This is a genomic window from Streptomyces sp. NRRL F-5123 (genome assembly GCF_000721495.1).
Lineage (GTDB): Bacteria > Actinomycetota > Actinomycetes > Streptomycetales > Streptomycetaceae > Actinacidiphila.
On sequence record NZ_JOHY01000005.1, the window covers coordinates 194,012 to 216,996 of the forward strand.

A 22,985-nucleotide genomic window follows, 5' to 3' on the forward strand; every position below is an offset into this window, starting at 1 on the left:
ACCCGATTCTCCCAGAGCCGGGCGCCGCGGCCAACCCCTATCGATCTTCCGGCGGCCGGCGCGCGCCGGCCGCGGGTCAGTCTCGGTCGACGAGGACGGCGGTGCCCTGGCCGACGCCGACGCACATGGTGGCCAGCCCGCGCCGGGCACCGGTGCGGGCCATGCGGTGCAGCAGCGTGGTGAGGATGCGGGCGCCGGACGCGCCGAGCGGGTGTCCGAGGGCGATGGCGCCGCCGTCGGGGTTGACCAGCCCGGGGTCGAGGCCGAGCTCGCGGACGCAGGCCAGGGCCTGCGCGGCGAACGCCTCGTTGACCTCGGCGGCGTCCAGACCGTCCACCGCGCGGCCGAGCCGGGCCAGCGCCTTCCTGGTCGCGGGCACCGGGCCAGTGCCCATCACGTCGGGGTGCACGCCCGCGCTGGCGCCGGCGGCGTAGCGGCCGAGGGATTCGGCGCCGAGGTCGCGCAGCGCGGCGTCGCTGACCAGGAGCAGGCCGGCGGCGCCGTCGTTCATGGGCGAGGAGTTGCCGGCGGTCACGGTGCCGCCGGGGCGGAAGACGGGGGCGAGGGCGGCGAGCTTCTCCGCGGTGGTGTCCTCGCGGACGGACTCGTCGCGGGTGAGCGTGACGCCGTCGGGCCGGGTCACCGGCAGGATCTCGGCGTCGAACCGCCCGGCGGCGCGGGCCGCGGCGGCGGCGCGGTGCGAGCGCAGCGCGAAGGCGTCCTGGTCGGCGCGGCTGACGCCGTGCCGGGCGGCGACCTCCTCGGCCGTCTCGCCCATCGCCAGCACGCCGTGCAGGTCGCGCATCGCGGGGTTGGTGAGCCGCCAGCCGAGCCGGGTGTCGTACGTCTGGAGGGTACGGGGCAGGGCCTCGTCCGGCCGGGGCAGCACGAAGGGTGCGCGGCTCATGGACTCCGAGCCGCCGGCGAGCACGATGTCCGCCTCCCCGGCGGCGATGGCCCGGGCCGCCGCGGTGACCGCCTCCATGCCGGAGGCGCACAGCCGGTTGACGGTCGCGCCGGGTACGGAGTCGGGCAGGCCGGCGAGCAGGACCGCCATGCGGGCGACGTTGCGGTTGTCCTCGCCGGCCTGGTTGGCGGCCCCCCAGTAGACGTCGTCGATCCGGGCGGGGTCGAGCGCGGGCACGTCGGCGACGAGGCCGCGGATGACGCTCGCGGCGAGGTCGTCCGGCCGCACGCCGGACAGCCCGCCGCAGAGCTTGCCGATGGCGGTGCGGCGGGCGGCGACGAAGTGGATTGCGGGGCGCATGACGTCAAACTAGCAGTGCTAGTCGCTCCGCGGGGTTTTCGGGAGGAGGGCATCTGCACGGCGCCGGGCGCCGCATGCCCGGCCACGCCCCCGCGGCGCGGGTCGCCACCGGCCCGAAGGGGCGGTTCGGTCCGCACCGGACCGGCGGCCGGCGTGGGGGTTGCTCGCGCTGTTCCCGCGCCCCTCGGAAACGGGCGGCCCTCGGCGTCTGCGTCAGCTCGCCCCGTAGACGCGGAGCAGCAGGGCGTGCAGGGTCGCGCGTTCGTGCGGGGTCAGCGGGGCGAGCAGCGCGGACTGGACGGACTCCGCCCGGGTGACCTGGGCGGCGAGGGCGGCGGTTCCGGACGCGGTGAGGGCGACCCGGATGCGGCGGCGATCGGCGGGGTCGCGTGTGCGGGTGACGTGGCCGGCGGCGGTGAGGTCGTCGAGCACCTTCACCATGTCGCTGGGGTCGATCGCGAGGCGTTCCGCCAGCTCCCGCTGCGTGTGCGGGCCGAAGTCGGCGAGGGCGGCGAGCACCGCCATGTGCCACAGCCGCAGTCCCTGCCCGGCGAGTTGCGCCGCGAGCCGGCCGCGCGCGGTCTTGCCGGTCCTCGACAACAGGTAGGTGGTGAGGGCGGTGAGCGTGGGGGGCGTCCCGTCGGCGGCCATGAGCCGTATTGTAGGCTCACCCCAATAATAGGTGAGCACCCACTATTCTCGAACGAGGCCGCGATGGACGCACTCCACCCCCGCCTGCTGGTCGCCGACTTCGGCGCCGCCTTCCGCTTCTACGACGCCGTGCTCCCCGCGCTCGTCGGCGCGCGGCTCGCCCGCGGTTCGGCCGACGGGCCTTACGCGAGCTGGGACGTGGGCACCGAGGGCGTCCTCGCCGTCGTGGAGCGCGGCGCCCTCGACGCGCTCCACGACGGCGCGGACGGCGGCGCCGGGTCCGCCGCGAGCATGCTGGTCAGCCGCGTCGCGGACGTCACCGCCGGGTACGAGCTGTGCTTGCGGCACGGCGCCGCCGCGGTCGCGGGCCCGGCCGCCCGTCCGGAGTGGGGGCCGACGACGCGCACCGCCCACGTCCGTGACCCGGCGGGCAACCTGTGGGAGCTCCAGTCGTACTGACCGGCGCCGGTGCTAGCGTCTGCCCCATGCCCGAACTGGTCACGCCCACCGAGACGTTGCACGCCTCGTGGCTCGCCGCCCTCGCCGAGTGGCCCGCGGGGGCCCACCAGGACGGGGGAGGTCTGCGCCTCGCGCCCGGGGGCGACCTCGCCGACCCCGCGGTCTTCGCGGAATGGGTCGACACGCTGCGGCGGCAGGCGGACACCTCCGTCGCGGTCGGCGAGGGGCGCGTCCACGCCACCCACTGGTGGATCGTCGAGGGCGACGACTACGTGGGGGCGATCGATCTGCGGCACTACCTGAACGACGTCCTGCTCGACCTCGGCGGCCACATCGGCTACAGCGTCCGGCCCTCCTTCCGCCGCCGCGGCGTGGCGACGTGGGCGCTCGGCGCGGTGCTGCCCGAGGCCCGCGCGCTCGGCCTGGAACGGGTCCTGGTCACCTGCGACGACGGCAACACCGCGTCGGCGCGCACCGTCGAGCGCAACGGCGGCGTCCTGGAGGACGTTCGCAGCACCCCCGCGGGCGTCAAGCGCCGCTACTGGATCGCCCTGTAGCCGGGCCGCGGTCCCGCCCGGCGCCCGCGCAGCACGTGCGCGGTGAAACCCGCGGCCACCAGCAGCCAGGCGGCGAACGCGATCCACAGCAGTACGGTGCCGGTCCCGTGCAACCGCGGGACGTGAGCGGCCTGCGAGGTGGAGAGTGCGGCCACCGCGCTCATGCCGAGGGGGAAGACCGTCGACCAGCGCCGCAGGTCGTAGCGCGGCCGGGGACGGAGCACCTCGCAGACGGCGAGCACCGCGTACCACGCGAGATCCAGGCCGAGCAGCACGAAGGTGAGGATGCGCAGGGCGCTGTGCCCGGCGCCGGTCCACAGGGGCGAGGCCGTGAGCTTGGAGGCGGCGAGCGCGGAGATGGCCAGCGCGCCCGCCGCGATCCAGTGGTCCCCGCTGCCGGTGAGGACCTGGCCGAAGTCGAAGCGCCTCAGCGCCTCGCCGTAGAGCGCGACGCCGGCCAGGCAGGCGACGAGGGCGGCCCACCCGAGCCAGTCGCCCTGCCCGGCGAGCGCGAGGGTCGCGGCGAGCACGGCGAGGGCCTCGGTGGCGACGCAGACGAGAAAGGCCGCACCGGGTGCGCGCCGTTCCAGGTGCCGCAGCACCGACAGCAGCAGCCACGGCCAGGCCACCGCGCCGAGCGCGAGCAGCGCCAGGGCGGTGCGCTGCGAGCCCAGCAGCGACAGCCGGGTGCCGAGGACGCAGGTGGCCGCTACGGCGGTGAGCGCCGGTGGGTTGGCGGAGGCTGCGATCCAGCCGGAGCGGTCGGCGAGCAGCCGTACGGCGAAGGCGAGGGCGAGCAGCACCCACAGCGCGGCGGCGACGGCCAGGAGGATGTCCGACAGCACGTCATGGCCGAGCAGGTGCAGCCCGACCGAGACGATCCCGGTCGCCATGACTGCGGCCCCCGCGCCGGGCGGCACGGTCGCGAGCCGGCCCACGGCACGGACGCCGGGAAACGCGTCGACGGTACGGGCCCGGAGTGTGGTCACCTCCGCATCGCAGCACACCCCCTCCGCCGCCCCGCACCGCCACGCCGCCCGCGCGCCCGCCGAACGCCCGACCCGCGCGCAGCCGTTGCACCCCGGCGCCCGCCGGGCAGCCGGCCCGCGCGCGGCCGTTGCACCCCGGCGCCCGCCGGGCAGCCGGCCCGCGCGCGGCCACCACGCCGTACCGGCCCACGCGGCGCCGCGCACCCCACCACCCGGCGGCGGCCGAACGGTGGACGTACGGCATGTCGACAGCCGCCTCGGCGGGCCGTTTGTCCGACATTGCTACCTTCCGAAGTCGTCGGCCGGGAAGGAACGCCATGCGCGCCAGCACCAGGGACACCGACACCGGCCCGCCCGGCGGCGGCCCGCCGCGCGAGGCCGGCGCCGCGCTGCTGGCCGCGGGCACGTTCTTCCGGCGCGGCGAGGCCGCGCCCGACCTGCACAGCGAGCACCTCAAGGGCGGCCGCGAGGGTGACCGCTTCTACCGCGACCGGTGGAGCCACGACACCGTCGTCAACTCCACCCACGGCGTCAACTGCACGGGCTCGTGCCGCTGGAAGGTGTACGTCAAGGACGGCATCATCACATGGGAGACGCAGGCGACCGACTACCCGACGGTCGGCCCGGACCGCCCGGAGTACGAGCCGCGCGGCTGCCCGCGCGGCGCGGCCTTCTCCTGGTACACGTACTCCCCCACCCGGGTGCGCTACCCGTACGTCCGCGCGGTGCTGCTGGAGATGTACCGCGAGGCGCGGGAGCGGCTCGGCGACCCGGTGCTGGCGTGGGCCGACCTCCAGGCCGACCCGCAGCGGCGGCGCCGCTACCAGCAGGCGCGCGGCAAGGGCGGCCTGGTGCGGGCGAGTTGGGACGAGGCGGTGGAGATCGTCGCCGCCGCGCACGTGCACACGATCAAGGAGTACGGCCCGGACCGGGTCGCGGGCTTCTCGCCGATCCCGGCGATGTCGATGGTCTCGCACGCCGCGGGGGCCCGCTTCATGGCGCTGATCGGCGCGCCGATGCTGTCGTTCTACGACTGGTACGCGGACCTGCCGGTGGCCTCGCCGCAGGTGTTCGGCGACCAGACGGACGTGCCGGAGTCCGGCGACTGGTGGGACGCGGCGTATCTGCTGATGTGGGGCACGAACGTGCCCGTCACACGTACCCCGGACGCGCACTGGATGGCCGAGGCCCGCTACCGGGGCCAGAAGGTGGTGGTGGTCTCCCCGGACTACGCCGACAACACGAAGTTCGCCGACGAGTGGCTGCACCCGCACCCGGGCACGGACGCGGCGCTCGCGATCGGCATGGGCCATGTGCTGCTGCGGGAGTTCTTCGTCGAGCGCGAGGTGCCCTTCTTCGCCGACTACGTGCGCCGCTACACCGACCTGCCGTTCCTGGTGGGCCTGTCCGAGCGCGAGGGGGCCTGCGTCCCGGACAAGTTCGTGCGGGCGGCGGACCTGGGCGGCGCCGAGGCCGGGCAGGACGCGGCGCAGTGGAAGACCGCGGTGTGGGACACCGCGTCCGGCGGGCCCGCGGTGCCGGGCGGGTCGGTGGGCTTCCGCTGGACGGAGTCGGGGCAGGGGCGGTGGAATCTGGACCTCGGGGACATCCGCCCCGCGCTGACCCTGCTGGGCACGGCGGGCTGGGAGCCGGCCGAGGTGGCGCTGCCGCGCTTCGACACCGACGGCGGCACGCACGGCCAGGGCCGCGGCGCGGTGGTGCGGCGCGGGGTGCCCGCGGTGCGGCTGCCCGGCGGGCGGCTGGTCACCACCGTGTTCGACCTGCTGCTGGCGCAGTACGGGGTGGGCCGCGACGGGCTGCCGGGACAGTGGCCGGCCTCGTACGACGACGCCGGCACGCCCGGCACGCCGGGCTGGCAGCAGACGCACACCTCGGTGCCGGCGGCGGCGTGCGTGCGGATCGCCCGGGAGTTCGCCGAGACGGCCGAGCGCTCGCAGGGCCGCTGCATGATCCTGATGGGCGCGGGCACCAACCACTGGTTCCACTCCGAGACGATCTACCGGGCCTTCCTGGCGCTGCTCCAGCTGACCGGCTGCCAGGGCCGCAACGGCGGCGGCTGGGCGCACTACGTGGGCCAGGAGAAGTGCCGCCCGTCCACGGGCTGGGCGACGCTGGCCGGCGCGCTGGACTGGAGCCGCCCGCCGCGCCAGATGATCGGCACCGCCTACTGGTTCCTGAACACCGACCAGTGGCGCTACGACCACTTCCGCGCCGACGTGCTGGCCTCGCCGCTGGGCGAGGGCCGCTTCGCGGGGATGACCGGCGCGGACTGCCTGGCCCAGGCGACGCGGATGGGATGGATGCCGTCCTACCCGACCTTCGACCGCAACCCGCTGGAGCTGGCCGAGGGCGACGACCCGGTCGCCGCGGCGGTGGCCGGACTGCGCGCGGGGACGCTGAAGTTCGCGTGCGAGGACCCGGACGCGCCGGGCAACTGGCCGCGGGTGCTGACGCTGTGGCGGGCCAACCTGCTGGGCTCGTCGGGCAAGGGCGCGGAATACTTCACCCGCCATCTGCTGGGGACCCACTCCTCGCTGAACGCCACCGAGGCCCCGCCCGAGGTCCGGCCGCGCGACGTGGTGTGGCACGAGCGGGCACCGGAGGGGAAGCTGGACCTGCTGCTGTCGCTGGACTTCCGCATGACGTCCTCGACGCTGCTGTCGGACGTGACGCTGCCCGCGGCGACCTGGTACGAGAAGCACGACCTGTCCAGCACGGACATGCACCCGTACGTGCACGCCTTCTCGCCGGCCATCGACCCGCCCTGGCAGGCGCGTACCGACTTCGACGCCTTCCAGGCGATCGCGACGCGCTTCAGCGAGCTGGCGGTGGACCATCTGGGCACCCGCCGCGACCTGGTGGCGACCGCGTTGCAGCACGACACGCCGGGCGAGACCGCCCAGCCCGGCGGGCTCGCGCTGGACTGGCGGCGCGGCGAGTGCGAGCCCGTGCCGGGCGTGACGATGCCGGGCCTGACGGTGGTGGAGCGCGACTACCCGGCGGTCGCTGCGAAGATGGCCGCACTGGGGCCGCTCGCGGAGCAGCTGGGCCTGCCCGCGAAGGGCGTGACGCTGCGCCCGGACGCCGAGGTCGAGAGCCTGCGGCTGCTCAACGGCACCGCGGCCGGCGGCCCCGCCGACGGCCGCCCGCGGCTGGACACCGCGGCGAAGGCGGCCAACGCGATCCTGGCGCTGTCGGGCACGACCAACGGGCGGCTCGCGGTGCAGAGCCTGCGCTCACTGGAGGCGAGGACCGGGCGGGCGATGGCGCACCTGGCCGAGGACAGCGCGTCGCGGCGCATCACCTACGCCGACACGCAGGCGGCGCCGGCCACGGTGATCACCTCGGCGGAGTGGTCGGGCAGCGAGGCCGGCGGCCGCCGTTACAGCCCCTTCACGCAGAACGTCGAGCTGCTCAAGCCCTGGCACACGCTGACCGGGCGGCAGCAGTTCTTCCTGGACCACGACTGGATGCACGAGCTGGGCGAGGCGCTGCCGGTCTACCGGCCGCCACTGGACATGCACCGGCTGTTCGGCGAGCCGCGGCTCGGCGCGGGCGGGCAGCAGGAGGTGACGGTCCGGTACCTGACACCGCACAACAAGTGGTCCATCCACTCCGAGTACCAGGACAACCTGCTGATGCTGTCGCTGTCCCGGGGCGGCCAGGTGATCTGGCTGGCGCCGCAGGACGCGGCCGCGATCGGGGTGCGGGACAACGACTGGATCGAGGCGGTCAACCGCAACGGGGTCGTCGCGGCGCGCGCGATCGTCTCGCACCGGATGCCGGCCGGCACCGTCTACATGCACCACGCGCAGGAGCGCACGGTCGCGGTCCCCAAGGCGCAGAGCACCGGGCGGCGCGGCGGCGTCCACAACTCGCTGACCCGGCTGATCCTCAAACCCAGCCACCTCATCGGCGGCTACGCCCAGCTGACCTGGGCGTTCAACTACCTGGGGCCGACGGGCAACCAGCGCGACGAGGTCACCGTGATCCGCCGCCGCACCGCGGAGGTGACGTACTGATGCGGGTCATGGCGCAGGTCGCGATGGTGATGAACCTCGACAAGTGCATCGGCTGCCACACGTGCTCGGTCACCTGCAAGCAGACGTGGACCAACCGACGCGGTATGGAGTACGTCTGGTTCAACAACGTCGAGACCCGCCCCGGGCAGGGCTACCCGCGGCGCTGGCAGGACCAGGGCGCGTGGCGCGGCGGCTGGAAGCTGAACCGCCGCGGTGCCCTCACCCTGCGGGCCGGCAGCCGGCTGGCGCGGATGGCGAACATCTTCGCCAACCCGGTGCTGCCGGGCATCAAGGACTACTACGAGCCGTGGACGTACGACTACCGCAACCTGGTCAACGCACCCCTCGGCGACGACTTCCCGGTGGCCGCCCCGCGCTCGCTGCTCACGGGCAGGCCGATGGCGATCGGGTGGAGCGCCAACTGGGACGACGACCTCGGCGGGTCGGTCGAGCACCGGGACGCCGACCCGCTGGTCGGCGGCCCCGGCGAGCAGGCGCGGCGGATCGCCGAGAAGGTGCGCTTCACCTTCGAAGAGACCTTCATGTTCTACCTGCCGCGGATCTGCGAGCACTGCCTCAACCCGAGCTGTGTCGCGTCCTGCCCCTCGGGGGCGATCTACAAGCGCGCCGAGGACGGCATCGTCCTGGTCGACCAGGACGGCTGCCGCGGCTGGCGGCAGTGCGTGACGGGCTGCCCGTACAAGAAGGTCTACTTCAACCACCGCACCGGCAAGGCCGAGAAATGCACCTTCTGCTACCCGCGGATCGAGGTGGGGCTGCCCACCGTGTGCTCCGAGACGTGCGTGGGGCGGCTGCGCTACCTCGGGGTGGTGCTGTACGACGCCGACCGCGTCACGGCCGCCGCGCAGACGCCCGACGAGCAGGACCTGTACGCGGCGCAGCTGGGCGTCCTCCTCGACCCGGAGGACCCGGCGGTGCGGGCGGCGGCCGAGCGCGACGGGGTACCACCGGACTGGATCGACGCGGCCCGCCGCTCCCCCGTGCACGCGCTGATCAGCCGCTACCGGGTGGCGCTGCCGCTGCACCCGGAATACCGCACGATGCCGATGGTCTGGTACATCCCGCCGCTGTCGCCGGTGGTGGAGGCGCTCACCGAGAGCGGCTTCGACGGCGAGGACGCGGGCCATCTGTTCGGGGCGATCGACGCGCTGCGCATCCCCGTCGAGTACCTGGCGGGGCTCTTCACCGCGGGTGACCCGGTGCCGGTGCGGGCGAGCCTGGACAAGCTGGCGGCGATGCGCTCGCACATGCGGGCCGTCACCCTCGGCGAGGCCGTGTCCGGCGCGGATTCGGACGCGGCGGACGCGGTCGGGATGAGCGGGCGCGAGATCGAGGAGATGTACCGGCTGCTGGCGATCGCGAAGTACGACGAGCGGTACGTCATCCCGACCGCCGCGATGGGCGACGCGCGCAGCCTGGAGGAGTCGGTGCTGCCGCCCGGCTGCTCGCTGGACGGTGACGGCGGGCCCGGCATGGGCGGCGACGCCCCCGGCAAGGGCCCCTTCGGCGAGGACTCCGGGCGCCGGCGGCTGCCGATGGTGAGCCTGGAGACCTTCCACCTCCTGCGCAGGCGGCAGACCGGCGACGACGAGGCGGCGGCCGGCACCTCCACCGGCGCGGCCGCACCGGGCGAACGGGAGGCCGAGCGGTGAGCCCGCTGCGCAGGCGGCCCGCGGCGAAGGCCGCCGGGCCCGTGACGGCGTACCCGGCGGCGGTCCTTCACCAGGCGGCCGCCCGGCTGCTGGCCTTCCCGGACGAGGCCCTGCACGCCGACCTGGAGCTGCTGCGCGCGGCGCTCGCCGAGGCGGGCGGGCCGGGCGCGCTGCTCGCGCCGCTGGCCGCGCATCTGGCGGCCGGCGAGCCCGCGGCGCTCGCCGCGGACTACGTGCGGGTCTTCGACTTCACCGGCCGGCACTGCCTGCACCTGACCTGGTGGACCGACGGCGACACCCGCCGCCGCGGGACGGCCCTGCTCCGCTTCCAGCAGACCTACCTGGCCCGCGGCTTCGCGCTGCGCGCGGGCGAGCTGCCGGACTTCCTGCCCGCGGTGCTGGAGTTCTGCGCCGCGACCCGCGACGACACGCTGCTGCGCGAGCACCGCCCGGCGCTGGAGCTGCTGCGGCTCGCGCTGGAGGAGAGCGGCACCCCGTACGCGGCGGCGCTGCGGGCGGTGTGCGCGGCGCTGCCGGGCGCGTCGCCCGCGGACCGCGCGCAGGCGCTGGCCATGGCCCGTGGCGGGCCGCCGCACGAGGACGTCGGGCTGTCGCCGTACGGGCACCTGCGGCTGCTGCCGGTCCTGACCGGCGGAACGGCCGCGGGCCCGGCCGCCCACGGAACGGAGATCCGACGGTGAACACCCTGCTGTGGGGCGCGCTGCCCTACGTCGCCTTCGCCCTGCTGGTCAGCGGCCTGGTGTGGCGGCACCGCTACGACAGGTTCGGCTGGACGACTCGCTCCTCGCAGATCTACGAGTCGAGGCTGCTGTCGCTGGCCTCGCCGGTCTTCCACTACGGCATCCTGTTCGTGCTGGCCGGCCATCTGCTGGGGCTGTTCGTGCCCGCGTCGTGGACGAACGCGATCGGCGTGGACGAGCACGCGTACAACCTGCTGTCGCTCGTCGGCGGCACCCTCGCCGGGCTGCTGGCGATCGCGGGCGTCGCGCTGCTGGTCTACCGGCGGCGCACCAACGCGCCGGTGCTGCTGGCCACGACCCGCAACGACAAGGCGATGTACGTGCTGCTGGTCGGCGAGATCGCGATGGGGCTTTACGCCAAGCTCTCGCACGCGGACCTCGGCACCGGCTACGACTACCGGACGACCCTCGCGGTGTGGGCGCGCAGCCTCTTCCGGCTCGACCCGCGCACCGACCTGATGGCGGGGATCCCGGTCGAGTTCAAGATCCACGCGGTGCTGGGCATGGTGCTGATCGCGGCCGTGCCCTACACCCGGCTGGTGCACATGTTCAGCGCGCCGCTGCAGTACTTCTTCCGCCCCTACCTCGTCTACCGCAGCCGCGGCCCGCTGACCGAACGCGAGCAACCGCGCGGCTGGGACCGCATCGGGGCGTGAGCGGGGGCCGGACCTCCGCGGCGCGCCCGTCCGCCGGCCAGGCCCCGGGCCCGGTCAGCGCCCGGGGGTGCGGCGGGCGGAGCCCCCGTACAGCCGCTCCATCTCGCGCCGGTCGCGCTTGGTGGGGCGGCCGGCGCCGCGGTCGCGCAGGCCCAGCGCGAGGACGTCCTCGCGCGGCGGCGGGGGCGGGCTGTTGTCGACGAAGCAGTCGGCGGCGACGGCGGCGCCGACGCGCTTGTTGAGCACCTTGGACACCACGACGACCCGCTCCCGCCCGGCGTGGTGCAACCGCACCTCGTCCCCGGGGCGGACGGACTGCGCGGGCTTGGCCCGCTCGCCGTTGACCCGCACATGGCCCGCGCGGCACGCGGCGGCGGCCAGCGAGCGGGTCTTGGTCAGGCGCACGCACCAGATCCAGCTGTCGACCCGGGCGCTGCCGCCCGCGTCACCGCTCCCGCCCGCTTTCCCGTTCCCGGTGGGGTTCTGCTGTCCAGCTGCTGCCATGCTGCCGAGCCTAACGCGGCGGCCGCCCGCGTACCGCGGCGTTTTCCGGCGGTCACTCCGGCGGGGCCGGGGCCGGCCGTACGGCCGGGAAAACTCCCGGTAAGGGTACCCTTAGGTGACCGGACGGTGAACTGGCGCGGAATTGTGGATTCCCCGCGCCCAGCAGCCGTATGGCCCCGCCGGACCGTGCCTAGAGTGAGCCGCGCCCCGATCACTTGCACGAAACTGGAGGTCCGGTGTGTCCGCCGAACCTGACGGCATAGAAGCCCCGCCCCCGCCCCCCTCCGGTCCGCGCCTCCGGACCGGCCGGCGGTGGCAGGTGGTGGCCGCCGCCGCCGCGGTCGCCGCGGCGGTGACCGCGACCGTGCTGGTCGCCGCTTCCGGCGGCTCGCCGAAGGACGACGCCGAGGCCGGTGCCACCGCGCCCGCCGACGGGCTGCGGCACACCGCGATCGAGATCTCCCCCGGCACCTGCGGCAGCGGCTGGTCGGCGCCGAAGCCCGGCCGCCAGGTCTTCGACCTGCACAACACCTCCGACACCGCCTCCGAGGTCTACCTCGACGACCCGCGCACGGGGAAGATCTTCGGCGAGGTCGACGGCCTCGCGCCGGGCACCACCCGCCCGCTCACGGTGGACCTGGGCAGCGGCTCCTACGCCTTCAAGTGCCTGCAGAACGACACCGACGCGGTGACGGGCCCGACCGTCGTGGTGCCCGGCAAGCAGCCGCAGGGCCCGGCCGCCGCCCCGGTCAACCAGCACGACCTCATCCCGCCGACGCTCGACTACCAGAAGTGGGTCGGCGGCCGCATCGACGAGTTGGCGGCCGGCACCACGAAGCTCGAGGCGGACATCGACCGCGGCGACCTCGCTGCGGCCCGCACCGACTGGCTGACCGCGCACCTGGTCTACGAGCGGATGGGCGCCGCGTACGACACCTTCGGCGACGCCGACGGCCTGATCAACGGCACCGTGGCCCGTACCCCCGGCGCGGAGAAGGACCCGGGTTTCACCGGCTTCCACCGCGTCGAGTACGGCCTGTGGCACGGCGAGTCCGCGGCCTCGCTGCGGGCCCCGGCCGCCGCGCTCGCCCGCGCGGTGGCCGACCTCGAGGCGGGCTGGCCGGACCAGCGGATGGACCCGGCCGCGATGGGCCTGCGGGCCCACGAGATCGTCGAGAACGCCGAGCAGTTCGAGCTCACCGCCCGCACCGACTACGGCAGCGGCACCAACCTCGCGACCGCCCGCGCCAACCTCGACGGCGCCCTCGCGATCCTCACCCGGCTGCGCGCGCTGCTGGTCCCCCGCGACCCCGCGGTCGCGCAGCTCGACGCGGCGCTGGACCGCGCTCGGAGGGACCTGGACGCCCAGCACCACGGCGCCGCCTGGACGCCGGTCGGCAAGCTGACGCTGTCGCAGCGCGAGCGCATCGACGCCGACTTCGGCGACCTGCTGGAACAACTCGCCCCGGTGGCGACGATCTTCGAAGTACGGAGGACGGCATGACCGACACCGAGCACGGCGGCGACCTGCGGCGGCGCGGCTTCCTGCGCGGCGCGGCACTGGGCGTGGGCGCGGTCGGCGCGGTCGCGGGCGGCGCCACCGCCCTATCCGGCCCGGCCGCCTCGGCCGCCACCGCGACGCCGTCCGCGACGGCCGCCGCGCCCAGGGCGTCCTTCCACGGAGCGCACCAGGCGGGCATCGTCGAGCACGTCCAGGCGTCGTCGGCGTTCCTGTCCTTCGACGTCACGGCCACCGACCGGCGCGAGCTGACCGAGCTGATGCACACCGTCACCGAGCGGGCGCGCTTCCTGACGGCGGGCGGCACGCCGGCCCCGCTGGGCATCACCGACGCCCCCTCCGACAGCGGCACGCTCGGCCCGCAACTGCCGGGCGACGGGCTGACGGTGACGGTCGGCGTGGGCGCGTCGCTCTTCGACGGCCGTTTCGGGCTCGCCGACCGCAGGCCGCTGCGGCTCACCCCGATGCCCGCCTTCGTCGACGACGACCTCGACCCGGCGTGGTGCCACGGCGACCTGAGCCTCCAGATCAGCGCCCCGCACCCGGACACCGTGCTGCACGCGGTGCGCGACATCGCCCGGCACACCCGCGGCGGGATGCAGGTGCGCTGGCGGATGGACGGCTTCACCAGCCCGCCGCGCCCGAGCGGCACCCCGCGCAACCACATGGGCTTCAAGGACGGCACCGCCAACCCCGACGTGACGGACCCGAAGACCGCCGACGCCCTGGTGTGGGTCGGCGCGGGCGCGGAGCCCGGCTGGACCGCGGGCGGCTCCTACCAGGTGGTCCGGCTCATCCGGATGCTGGTGGAGTTCTGGGACCGGGTCTCGATCACGGAGCAGGAGCGGATGTTCGGACGCGCCCGGGACACCGGCGCGCCGCTCGACGGCAGCCACGAGTTCGACACGCCGAAGTTCGCCGAGGACCCGACCGGCGACATCATCCCGCTGGACGCACACATCCGGCTGGCCAACCCGCGCACGCCCAGGACGGCCGGCTCGCGCCTGCTGCGCCGCGGCTACAACTACGACCGCGGCACGGACAGCAACGGCAACCTCGACATGGGGCTGGTCTTCGTCTGCTACCAGCAGGACCTGGAGCGGCAGTTCGCCGCGGTGCAGCAGCGACTGGCCGGCGAACCGCTGACGGACTACATCTCGCCCTTCGGCGGCGGATACTTCTTCGCGCTGCCCGGGGTGAAGGACCGCTCGGACTGGCTCGGACGTGCGCTGCTCGCCTGACCGGAACCCGCCCGGCCGGGCGTGTCGCACCCGGCCGGGCCCCGGCGCCCCAGGTAAAAGGACGGTCAAGTTTTCCCAAGGATTTACTGACCCGCTGTTCACCCTGCCGCCACCACGGGGCCGTTGTCATGTCGCGGACCGCCCGGACGATCTCGTTCGACAACGTGCACGAATCGACAGCGGCACGCGTAAAGCGCCACGTAGCGGAGGCTGAGAAAGCATGAGCACCACAGGCGGCGGTACGAGCAGGCAAAGAGGGGCGCGCCCGGCTCGCTGGGCTGCCCTCGCGGGGGCGGCAGCGCTCGTTCTGGCGGGCGGCACCGCGCCCGCGTTCGCCGACTCCAACGGCCACGGCAAGGGCGGCGGTTCCACCGCCACGCCGATCAAGCACCTGGTCGTCATCTACGACGAGAACGTCTCGTTCGACCACTACTTCGGCAGCTACCCGGTGGCCGCCAACACCGACGGCACGACGTTCACCGCGGCCAAGAACACGCCGAAGAACGTCGACACCCTCAGCCACGCGGGCCTGCTGAAGAAGAACCCCAACCAGTACGCGCCCAAGCGTCTGACGCCGGACCAGGCCGTCACCTGCGACCAGAACCACAACTACGGTCCCGAGCAGTACGCCGCGAACGGCGGCAAGGCCGACCTGTACGTCCAGAACACCGAGACCAGCACCTGCTCGGGCGGCCTGTTCGGCGAGCCCGGCCTGGTCATGGACTACTACGACGGCAACACCGTCACGGCGCTGTGGAACTACGCCCAGCACTACTCGCTCGGCGACAACTCCTACAGCACCGTCTACGGCCCCTCCACCCCGGGCGCGCTGAACCTGGTCTCCGGCCAGACGCACGGCGTGGTCTCGGTGGACCCGGCCTCGGGCACGGAGAACCCCAAGCAGACCGCCACGCCGGACGCGTACACGGTCCTCTCCCCCGACGCCAAGGGTGTCGGCACGGTCGTCAACGACCCCGACCCGGCGTTCGACGACTGCTCGGACAACAGCCACGCCAGCAAGAACTCGCTGGCCGCGATGCAGGGCAAGAACATCGGCGACCTGCTCAACCAGCAGGACGTGAGCTGGGGCTGGTTCCAGGGCGGATTCCGCCCGTCCACCGCGTGGGACGGCAAGCAGGGTGACTACGCCTCCTGCGCCGGCAGCACGCACACCAACGTGGCCGGCGCGACCTCGGTGGACTACAGCCCGCACCACTCGCCGTTCCAGTACTACAAGTCGACGTCGAACCCGCACCACCTGGCACCGAAGAACACCGCCGAGATCGGCCACGACGGTCAGGCCAACCACAACTACGACCTGACCGACTTCGACGCCGCGCTCAAGGCGGGCAACCTGCCGGCCGTCAGCTTCCTGAAGGCCGCGGAGTTCCAGGACGGCCACGCCGCCTACTCCGACCCGATCGACGAGCAGAACTTCCTGGTCAAGGAGATCAACCAGCTCCAGCAGTCGCCGGAGTGGAAGGACACCGCGGTCGTCATCTCCTACGACGACTCCGACGGCTGGTACGACCACGCGTACGCCACGCCGCAGAACGGCTCCAAGGACGCCACTGTCGGCTCCAACGGCAAGGCGATCGACAGCCCGGCCTGCCAGGCGGGTCCGCAGTCGGCCGGCGGCTACGCGGACCGCTGCGGCCCGGGCACCCGGCAGCCGCTGCTGGTGATCTCGCCCTACAGCAAGACCAACTCGGTGGACCACACCCGCACCGAGCAGACCTCGATCACCAAGTTCATCGAGGACAACTGGAAGACCGGCCGCATCGGTGACGCGTCCTTCGACGCCCGCGCCAACACGCTCGACGGCGCCTTCGACTTCAAGCACCCGAACAACCAGCAGGTGCTGCTCAACGCCGACGGTTCGGTGAAGTCGGTCAAGCCGATCAGCAACAGCGGCAACGGGAACGGCAACGCCGGCGGCGGGAACAACGCCAACACCGGCGGCAACGGCAACGGCGGCAGCAACGGGCAGGGTACCGGCGGGAACAACGCCGAGACCCAGACCCTGGCCGAGACCGGTGGCAGCTCCCCGGTGCTGCCCCTGGGCATCACCGCGGGCGTCCTGCTGGCCGGCGGCGGTGCCCTGTGGTACGCCCGCAAGCACCGCACCAGCCGCACGGGAGCCGCGGCCTGACCGCACCCCGCGCGAGCGGCCCCTGACCCGGCCGCACGGCTGAACCGGACCCCCTGACCCCGGTTCGCCACCCGAGGCCGCCCCGGCGCACCGCCGGGGCGGCCTTCGCGTGCCCGCCGCGGCAGCCGGCCGTGCGAAGGCGGCCCGGGGGCCGCGCCGCCCTTCCGCGGGCGGGCGGGCCACTGCGGCAGCCGGGTGCCCGGCGCCGCGTCGCAGCCGGGCGGGGCGGCGGGGCAGGCTTAGGGTCGCGCCATGGAGACCGCCGGTTACCTGCCCGCGCTGCGCCGGGAGAGCGCCGCCCTCCGCGGCTGCCTGGCCGGCGGCGCCCCGGACGCGCCGGTGCCGCACTGCCCCGGCTGGACGCTGCGGGACCTGGCGGGCCACCTCGGGGCCGGCCACGCCAAGGCCGTCACCGCGATCAGGGCCCGCCGCCCGGCGCACCGCTCGCCCGTACCGCCGCGCGAGCAGGCGGCGCTGCTGCCCTGGTTCGACGAGCGCTGCGCGGAACTCCTCACCGCCCTGGACACCGACCCGGCCGGGCCCGCGTGGACCTTCCACCCGCCGCACACGGTGGGCTTCTGGCAGCGTCGGCGCTGCCTGGAGACACTGGTGCACCGCTGGGACGCGCAGCAGGCCGCGGGCGACACGCCCGGCCCCCTCGACCCGGAGCTGGCCGCCGACGGGGTGGCGGAGGTGCTGGACACCTTCGCGCCGCGGCAGGTCGCGGTCGGCCGGGCCGCGGCGCCGCCCCGCGCGGTGGCCTTCGAGGCGACCGACACCGGCGGCTCGTGGACGTACGGGCCGGGCGCGCCCGTGGCGGCGGTCACCGGGCGGGCCGAGGAACTGCTGCTGATGCTGTGGCGGCGGCTGCCCGCCGAGGACCCGCGGCTGGTGCGGAAGGGCGACGCGGAGGCGGCGGACGCCGTGCTGCGCGGCCCGCTGGTGCCGTGACCGCGGGGCACCGCGCCGCCGGGAGGCTCCGCGCGCACAGAAGGGGAACCACCGCTTCCGCGTTCATGATCTGAAGGCTCCTCACACCCCCGCCGCCGCCCGGAAGCTGCCCGACCACGGTGGACACGAGGCACGGCGGTACCGCGCGCCGAACACCCAGCGCGATATGTGCTGGTCAACGCGTCAAGTTCAACATCTGTCGCAAGTTACGGGCCATATGCCGGACTTGTTGACCCTTCACCTTTTCGCCGTACCGGCTTTGTGCACAACTCTTGACATGGATGAAACACAGGGAGAAACATCACCGTGTGTGCCGGGAGAGCGCTCTCATTTCCATCGGGTTTCCACCGGGAGAGCGCTCACCGATGCTTTCTCCGGCACCTGACGAACCGTCCGGACACGTATGCGCCCGGACGCGCACCCTCTGCCCCCCACCTGTGGAACCAGGAGAGTTGCCCATGCTCGCTCCCCCCACCGGGACGGCCGCACCGAGATCCCCGGTGCTGTCGAACCGGCGCAAGGTGGCCGCGGCGGTGATCACGGCGCTGATCGCCTCGCTGCTGCTCTTCGTGCCCATGCACTCGGCGCACGCGGCCGACACCCTGCTGTCGCAGGGCAAGACCGCGACAGCGTCCTCCACCGAGAACGCCGGCACCCCCGCCTCCGCGGCCGTCGACGGCAACACCGGCACCCGCTGGTCCTCCGCCGCGAGCGACCCGCAGTGGCTCCAGGTCGACCTCGGCGCCACCGACACCGTCACGTCGGTCACCCTCAACTGGGAGACGGCGTACGCGAAGTCCTTCAAGATCCAGACCTCGGCCGACGACACCAACTGGACCGACGTCTACTCCACCACCACCGCGACCGGTGGCGTCCAGAACCTCACCGTAAACGGTTCCGGGCGCTATGTCCGGATCTATACAACCGTCCGCGCCACCCAGTACGGCGTGTCGCTGTGGGAGTTCCAGGTCTACGGCAGCACCGGCGGCGGCTCCAACCCGGGCGCGGGCACGCTGCTGTCGCAGGGCAAGACGGCGACCGCCTCCTCGACCGAGAACGCCGGCACCCCGGCCTCGGCCGCGGTGGACGGCAACACCGGCACCCGCTGGTCCTCCGCGGCCAGCGACCCGCAGTGGCTCCAGGTCGACCTCGGCGCCACCGCGACCATCTCGTCGGTCACCCTCAACTGGGAGACGGCGTACGCGAAGTCCTTCAAGATCCAGACCTCGGCCGACGGCACCAACTGGACCGACGTCTACTCCACCACCACCGGCACCGGCGGCACCCAGACGCTCGACGTCTCGGGCACCGGCCGGTACGTGCGGGTGTACGGCACGGTCCGGGCCACCGGCTACGGCTACTCGCTGTGGGAGTTCCAGGTCTACGGCACCGCCGGCGGCGGCCAGACCACCCCGCCCACCACGCCGCCCACCACCGACCCGGGCGGCCCGATCCAGGGCGGCGGCGACCTCGGCCCGAACGTCAAGGTCTTCGACCCGTCGACCGCGAACATCCAGGGCCAGCTGGACCAGATCTTCCAGCAGCAGGAGAGCAACCAGTTCGGCGACGCCCGCTACCAGGTGTTCTTCAAGCCGGGCACCTACAACGGCCTCAACGACCAGGTCGGCTTCTACACCTCGGTCTCCGGTCTGGGCAAGAACCCCGACGACGTCCAGATCAACGGTGACATCACCGTGGACGCCGGCTGGTTCAACGGCAACGCCACCCAGAACTTCTGGCGCTCGGTGGAGAACCTGGCCGTCAAGCCGGTCAGCGGCGACGACCGCTGGGCCGTCGCGCAGGCCGCGCCCTTCCGCCGCATCCACGTCGAGGGCGGCCTGAACCTCGCGCCCAACGGCTACGGCTGGGCGTCCGGCGGCTACATCGCCGACAGCAAGATCGACGGCACCGTCGGCCCGTACTCGCAGCAGCAGTGGTACACCCGCGACAGCTCCATCGGCGGTTGGACCAACGGCGTGTGGAACATGGTCTTCTCGGGTGTCCAGGGCGCTCCGGCGCAGGGCTTCCCGAACCCGGTCTACACGACGCTGAACACCACTCCCGAGTCGCGCGAGAAGCCGTACATGTACCTGGACGGCAACAACTACTCGGTGTTCGTGCCGAGCCTGCGCACCAACGCCAGCGGTGTGTCGTGGCCCAACACCCCGGGCACCTCGATCCCGCTGACCCAGTTCTACGTGGCCCACCCCGGTGACTCCGCGGCCCACATCAACGCCGCGCTCGCCCAGGGCCTGAACCTGCTGCTCACCCCGGGCATCTACCACGTGGACCAGCCCATCAACGTGACCCGCGCCAACACCGTGGTGCTGGGCCTGGGCTACGCCACGGTCATCCCGGACAACGGCGTGGACGCGGTCAAGGTCGCGGACGTCGACGGCGTGCGGCTGGCCGGCTTCCTGATCGACGCCGGCACCGGCAACTCCGCGCAGCTGCTCCAGGTGGGCGCGCCCGGCTCGTCCGCGAGCCACGCGTCCAACCCGACCACGATCCAGGACGTCTTCGCCCGGATCGGCGGGGCGGGCCCGGGCAAGGCGGACACCGCGTTCGAGATCAACAGCAACGACGTGATCATCGACCACACCTGGCTGTGGCGCGCGGACCACGGTGCCGGAGTCGGGTGGACCACCAACCCGTCCAACTACGGCATGAAGGTGAACGGCAACAACGTGCTGGCCACCGGTCTGTTCGTGGAGCACTTCGAGAAGTACGACGTCGAGTGGCACGGCCAGAACGGCAAGACGATCTTCTTCCAGAACGAGATCGCCTACGACCCGCCGAACCAGGCCGCGATCCAGAACGGCAGCATCCGCGGCTACGCGGCCTACAAGGTCGACGACAACGTGACCTCGCACGAGGGCTGGGGACTCGGCAGCTACTGCAACTTCACCGCCGATCCGACGATCGTGCAGGACCACGGTTTCGAGGCCCCTGCGACGCCCGGCGTGAAGTTCCACGACCTGCTGGTGGTGTCGCTCGGTGGCATGGGCCAGTACGCCCACGTCATCAACAGCACCGGTCCCGGCACCTCGGGTACCAGCACGGTGCCGTCGACGGTCACCTCGTACCCGTAGCCGCGCGGCGGTGAGGGCCGCCACGCGGTCGTCGGACACGACGACCTGACGGACCGAAAGGGCCGCCGTTCCGGGAGACCGGGACGGCGGCCCCTGCCCTGTCCCCGGTGGGGGGCGGGGACACGGCGGTCAGCCCGCGGTGCAGGTGAGCCGCGGGACGGTGGCGGCACCGGTGGAGGTGCCCTGGAAGCCGAAGTGGGTGGTCGCGCCGGGGGCCACCTCGCTGTTGTAGGACAGGTTCCTGGCGGTCACCGCCGTGCCGGTCTGGGTGACGGTGGCGTTCCACCCGCCGGTGACCTGCTGGCCGCCGCCGTACGTCCAGCTCACCGTCCAGCCGTGGAGGGTGGAGGTTCCGGTGTTCGTCACCGTGGCGTCGACGGTGAAGCCGGTGCCCCAGTCGTTGAGCGTGAAGGCGGCGGTGCAGGTGCCGTCGTCGTGGGGCGGGGTGCCGGGGCCCGGGTAGGTGGTGGCGGTGGCCGGGGCGGACGCGGCCGAGACGTTGCCCGCCGCGTCCCTGGCCCTGACCGTGTAGGTGTAGGCGGTCGCGGGACTCAGTCCGGTGTCGCTGAAGGACGTCCCCGCGGTGCTGCCGGCGAGGGCGCCGCCGCGGTAGACGTCGTAGGCCGTGACGCCGGTGTCGTCGGTGGCCGGCGACCAGCTGAGGTCGACCCGGTCGGTCAGGTAGGGGGACGCGGTCAGCCCGGTGGGCGCGGTGGGCGGCTGCGTGTCGCCACCGGAGGCGGGGCTCGCCGTGAAGTCGAAGCCCGTGGTGGCCAGGCCCTGGCCGCCCTGCCAGACCTCGAAGCCCGCCTCGGCGTCGATCAGGTAGTGCGCGGGGTCGACCGAGCCGCGGCCGACCGCGTCGTCGATCAGCGCCTTGACGTCGAGGCCGGCGACGGAGGTGGCGCCGCCCTGGAGGACGTAGGAGATGATCTTCCAGGAGGTCTGCTGCCCCGTCCAGACGTCCCAGCTGTGGCCGGCCGCGGTGGAGGTGCCGGTCCTGCCGCCGAAGGGCTGGACGCCGCCGCGGCTGTTCAGCCAGATCATGATCTCGGTGCCGTCGGGCTGGCCCGCGGTGCTGGGCGCGGAGTTGATCCACAGGTCGTAGGCCACGTCGTAGGCGCCGGAGGCGGGCTGGACGGTGCTCCACGACGAGGTCACGCTGCCGAGGTCGCTCACCTTGAGCGGCAGGCCGCTGCCCGGGGTGCAGTCGCCCCAGTGGCAGCCCTTGAAGATCGACGGGTAGGTGGCGGGGGCGCCGTTCGTGCCGAGCCCGAAGTTCGCGGTGTCGAGGGACCAGGCGGTGCCGCCGGTGTACGTGACGCACTGCCGGTCGGTGGAATTCCACTCGTTGGCCTGGATGGTGTAGTCACCGGCCGCGATGGTGCCCTGCGGGTCGCAGGTCTGCACCGAGGCGGCGTGCGCGGACTGCGCCGCGGTGAGCGGCAGCAGCAGCGCGGCGAGCGCGGTGAGCACCGCGGCTGCGGGCCGCAGGCGCCGCCGACGCGGCAGCGGCCGCCGTAACCGGAGGCGGGTGGGGACGAGTGGGCGAGTCACTGGATGGTCCCTTCACCAGTACGTGGGGGGATGGCCTGCGGGACGGAAGCGGAGCACGCCATGGGAGCGCTCCCAAACCGTCGTGCTGCTGACCCCGGGATTCCTTTGGGTCCAAGGGGTTTACACAACGCTGGCTCTGGTGCGGCGTCAGACGTCGACTCTCGGGGCCGGAGCGGCTCCCGGCACCGCAACACATGGAATCCAGCCGCCCCGCGCGCCGTCAAGACCCTGTCACGGCTTCATGAGTTGAACGCACACCGTCAAGCTCTTCGTGTGGAACGGGCGTTGACCGTTCGAGCCCGGCCGAAGCCGGTCCGGGCCGGATCCTGACCATTCCCCGGCGGGAATTGTCCGGTCGACCCGGGCGCACCAGGCTCTGGGACGTACCCGCGCACCGCGCGACGACGACTCCCCCTGAGGTGGCACCGATGCCCGACACCGCTCTCGACGCGTTCGCGGACCGCTACGTCGCGGTCTGGAACGAACCCGACCCCGGCGCGCGGCGCAAGGCCGTCGAACGCCTCTGGGCCGACGACGCCCTCCAGGTCCTCCAGCCGCCGCAGACGATGCGGGAGGCGGCGGAGAAGGTGGGCATGCGCGATGTGGTCCTGGAGGCACGCGGCCACGACGCCCTCGAATTCCGGGTCCGCACCGCCTACGAGGAGTTCGTCGCCCCCGGCGAGGCGGAATTCCGCGTGCACGGGGACGTGCAGCGGCTGCACGACGTGGTCCGTTTCAGCTGGGCCTACGTGCCGCGCGCCGACGGTGAACCGCAGGGCGGCGGCCTCCAGGTCCTGCTGCTCGCCGCGGACGGCCGGATCGCCACGGATTACCAGTTCATCGGCTTGTGACCGTACGCCCCGGGCCCCGCACGCCGCCGTCCGCGCCGTGCGGGGCGGGGGCCCGGGTACGG

At 73.5% G+C, this 22,985-nt stretch carries 17 protein-coding genes; 12 read left to right on the top strand and 5 right to left on the bottom strand.

Going from position 1 to position 22,985, the window contains the following annotated elements; all coding sequences use genetic code 11:
• Window positions 1-76: 76 nt before the first annotated feature.
• Together IH54_RS0107150 and IH54_RS0107155 are read right to left on the bottom strand one after the other, a co-directional pair.
• The gene (locus tag IH54_RS0107150) at window positions 77-1,267 is read right to left on the bottom strand and encodes an acetyl-CoA C-acyltransferase (protein WP_031513967.1); all 1,191 of its coding nucleotides are present in this window, start codon (window positions 1,265-1,267) and stop codon (window positions 77-79) included.
• A 213-nt stretch (window positions 1,268-1,480) separates the two neighbouring features.
• Window positions 1,481-1,918: a MarR family winged helix-turn-helix transcriptional regulator gene (locus tag IH54_RS0107155; RefSeq protein ID WP_031513969.1), complete on the bottom strand. Its 438-nt coding sequence runs from the start codon at window positions 1,916-1,918 to the stop codon at window positions 1,481-1,483.
• Window positions 1,919-1,981: 63 nt separating this feature from the next.
• On the opposite strand from IH54_RS0107155, the gene IH54_RS0107160 reads away from it, so the two are divergent.
• Together IH54_RS0107160 and IH54_RS0107165 are read left to right on the top strand one after the other, a co-directional pair.
• The gene (locus IH54_RS0107160) at window positions 1,982-2,377 is read left to right on the top strand and encodes a VOC family protein (protein ID WP_031513970.1); all 396 of its coding nucleotides are present in this window, start codon (window positions 1,982-1,984) and stop codon (window positions 2,375-2,377) included.
• A gap of 26 nt (window positions 2,378-2,403) precedes the next feature.
• On the top strand, window positions 2,404-2,934 hold the full coding sequence (locus tag IH54_RS0107165) for a GNAT family N-acetyltransferase (RefSeq protein WP_031513972.1): 531 nt from the start codon (window positions 2,404-2,406) through the stop codon (window positions 2,932-2,934).
• Here the strand turns inward: IH54_RS0107165 and IH54_RS0107170 are convergent.
• The gene (locus IH54_RS0107170) at window positions 2,916-3,872 is read right to left on the bottom strand and encodes a tellurite resistance/C4-dicarboxylate transporter family protein (protein WP_052397171.1); all 957 of its coding nucleotides are present in this window, start codon (window positions 3,870-3,872) and stop codon (window positions 2,916-2,918) included. The two genes, IH54_RS0107165 and IH54_RS0107170, sit on opposite strands and share 19 nt — an antisense overlap.
• Window positions 3,873-4,240: 368 nt before the next feature.
• Here IH54_RS0107170 and IH54_RS0107175 point away from each other — a divergent pair, with 368 nt between their 5' ends.
• Genes IH54_RS0107175 through narI form a run of 4 tightly spaced genes read left to right on the top strand, consistent with a single transcriptional unit; the run spans window position 4,241 to window position 11,056 of the window.
• The gene (locus tag IH54_RS0107175; RefSeq protein ID WP_052397156.1) at window positions 4,241-7,966 is read left to right on the top strand and encodes a nitrate reductase subunit alpha; all 3,726 of its coding nucleotides are present in this window, start codon (window positions 4,241-4,243) and stop codon (window positions 7,964-7,966) included.
• The gene (narH, locus tag IH54_RS0107180) at window positions 7,966-9,639 is read left to right on the top strand and encodes a nitrate reductase subunit beta (RefSeq protein ID WP_031513979.1); all 1,674 of its coding nucleotides are present in this window, start codon (window positions 7,966-7,968) and stop codon (window positions 9,637-9,639) included. Before IH54_RS0107175 ends, narH begins: the two co-directional genes overlap by 1 nt.
• A 5-nt stretch (window positions 9,640-9,644) precedes the next feature.
• Window positions 9,645-10,340, top strand: a complete 696-nt coding sequence (gene narJ, locus IH54_RS0107185) for a nitrate reductase molybdenum cofactor assembly chaperone (protein ID WP_031513981.1) — start codon at window positions 9,645-9,647, stop codon at window positions 10,338-10,340.
• Window positions 10,337-11,056, top strand: a complete 720-nt coding sequence (narI, locus tag IH54_RS0107190) for a respiratory nitrate reductase subunit gamma (RefSeq protein WP_031513983.1) — start codon at window positions 10,337-10,339, stop codon at window positions 11,054-11,056. The genes narJ and narI overlap by 4 nt, the downstream gene beginning before the upstream one ends.
• A 54-nt stretch (window positions 11,057-11,110) precedes the next feature.
• Here narI and IH54_RS0107195 read toward each other — a convergent pair whose 3' ends face one another.
• Window positions 11,111-11,560, bottom strand: coding sequence for an RNA-binding S4 domain-containing protein (locus tag IH54_RS0107195; protein WP_052397157.1), 450 nt, complete (start codon window positions 11,558-11,560; stop codon window positions 11,111-11,113).
• A gap of 238 nt (window positions 11,561-11,798) precedes the next feature.
• On the opposite strand from IH54_RS0107195, the gene IH54_RS0107200 reads away from it, so the two are divergent.
• From IH54_RS0107200 to IH54_RS0107220, 5 genes are all read left to right on the top strand, one after another.
• Window positions 11,799-13,064 (top strand): EfeM/EfeO family lipoprotein, encoded by a 1,266-nt coding sequence (locus IH54_RS0107200; RefSeq protein ID WP_031513987.1) that lies wholly within the window; start codon window positions 11,799-11,801, stop codon window positions 13,062-13,064.
• Window positions 13,061-14,320 (top strand): iron uptake transporter deferrochelatase/peroxidase subunit, encoded by a 1,260-nt coding sequence (gene efeB, locus IH54_RS0107205; RefSeq protein WP_031513989.1) that lies wholly within the window; start codon window positions 13,061-13,063, stop codon window positions 14,318-14,320. The genes IH54_RS0107200 and efeB overlap by 4 nt, the downstream gene beginning before the upstream one ends.
• A gap of 220 nt (window positions 14,321-14,540) precedes the next feature.
• Window positions 14,541-16,472, top strand: a complete 1,932-nt coding sequence (locus tag IH54_RS0107210) for an alkaline phosphatase family protein (RefSeq protein ID WP_052397158.1) — start codon at window positions 14,541-14,543, stop codon at window positions 16,470-16,472.
• A gap of 252 nt (window positions 16,473-16,724) precedes the next feature.
• Window positions 16,725-17,423, top strand: coding sequence for a maleylpyruvate isomerase family mycothiol-dependent enzyme (locus IH54_RS0107215; protein ID WP_031513994.1), 699 nt, complete (start codon window positions 16,725-16,727; stop codon window positions 17,421-17,423).
• Between the two features lie 458 nt (window positions 17,424-17,881).
• Complete coding sequence (locus tag IH54_RS0107220; protein ID WP_420711713.1) at window positions 17,882-20,515, top strand: discoidin domain-containing protein; 2,634 nt, start codon at window positions 17,882-17,884, stop codon at window positions 20,513-20,515.
• 129 nt (window positions 20,516-20,644) lie between these two features.
• Here IH54_RS0107220 and IH54_RS46620 read toward each other — a convergent pair whose 3' ends face one another.
• Window positions 20,645-22,072 carry a GH12 family glycosyl hydrolase domain-containing protein gene (locus tag IH54_RS46620; RefSeq protein ID WP_078861996.1) on the bottom strand — a complete coding sequence of 476 codons (1,428 nt, stop codon included), beginning with the start codon at window positions 22,070-22,072 and terminating at the stop codon, window positions 20,645-20,647.
• Window positions 22,073-22,500: 428 nt separating this feature from the next.
• Between IH54_RS46620 and IH54_RS0107230 the strand changes: the two genes are divergently transcribed.
• Entirely contained in the window at window positions 22,501-22,923 is a 423-nt protein-coding gene (locus IH54_RS0107230) for a hypothetical protein (protein WP_031513999.1), read from the top strand.
• Window positions 22,924-22,985: the final 62 nt, after the last annotated feature.